A 1,048-nucleotide genomic window follows, 5' to 3' on the forward strand; every position below is an offset into this window, starting at 1 on the left:
GACCCGCACACGCTGGCCAGGCCCTGGGCGGTGCCCGGCACACCCGGTCTGGAGCACCGGATCGGCGGCATCGAGAAGCAGGACGGCACCGGCAACATCTCCTACGACCCGGCCAACCACGACTTCATGGTCCGCACCCGCCAGGCCAAGATCGACGGCATCACCGTCAAGCCGGTCGAGGTCGACGACCCCAGCGGCGAGGCCCGCGTCCTGGTGCTGGGCTGGGGCTCGACCTACGGGCCGATCACCGCCGCGGTGCGCCGCCTGCGCGCGGACGGCGGCGAGATCGCCCAGGCCCACCTGCGCAACCTCAACCCCTTCCCGGCCAACCTCGGGCAGGTGCTGCGCAGTTACGAGAAGGTCATCGTGCCGGAGATGAATCTGGGGCAGTTGGCGTTGTTGTTGCGGGCGAAGTACCTGGTGGACGCGGAGTCGTACAACCAGGTGCGGGGGTTGCCGTTCAAGGCGGCCCAGTTGGCGGACGTGCTGTGGGCCGCGATCGGCACCCTGGACGAGGAGGACCACCGATGAGCGAGCGTGACGAGCGAGGATTCCCGTCGCTGCGGCTGGTGCCCAGGGCCGAAGGCCCGCAGAGCGCCCGGGACTTCAAGACCGACCAGGAGGTGCGCTGGTGCCCGGGCTGCGGGGACTACGCGATCCTGGCCGCCGTGCAGTCGTTCATGCCGGAGCTGGGCATCAAGCGCGAGAACACGGTGTTCGTGTCGGGCATCGGCTGCTCGTCGCGGTTCCCGTACTACATGAACACCTACGGGGTGCACTCGATCCACGGCCGCGCGCCGGCGATCGCGACCGGGCTGGCCACCGCCCGCCAGGACCTGAGCGTGTGGGTGGTGACCGGTGACGGTGACGCGCTGTCGATCGGTGGCAATCATCTGATCCACGCGCTGCGGCGGAACGTCAACCTGAAGATCCTCCTGTTCAACAACCGTATCTACGGCCTCACCAAGGGCCAGTACTCGCCCACCAGCGAGGTCGGGAAGATCACCAAGTCCACCCCGATGGGATCCCTGGACGCACCGTTCAACCC

1 protein-coding gene and 1 pseudogene are annotated in these 1,048 nt (G+C 68.4%); both read left to right on the forward strand.

The window, feature by feature from the left end; genetic code table 11:
• Positions 1-531 (forward strand): annotated as a pseudogene (locus ABZ449_RS42325) (2-oxoglutarate ferredoxin oxidoreductase subunit alpha); the annotation flags it as partial.
• On the forward strand, positions 528-1,048 hold a 521-nt coding region (locus ABZ449_RS42330; RefSeq protein ID WP_360357534.1), incomplete at its 3' end, for a 2-oxoacid:ferredoxin oxidoreductase subunit beta. The pseudogene ABZ449_RS42325 and the gene ABZ449_RS42330, both read left to right, overlap by 4 nt.

Origin of the sequence: Kitasatospora sp. NPDC005856 (assembly GCF_040629945.1) — a bacterium.
In the GTDB taxonomy this organism is placed as follows: Bacteria; Actinomycetota; Actinomycetes; order Streptomycetales; family Streptomycetaceae; genus Kitasatospora.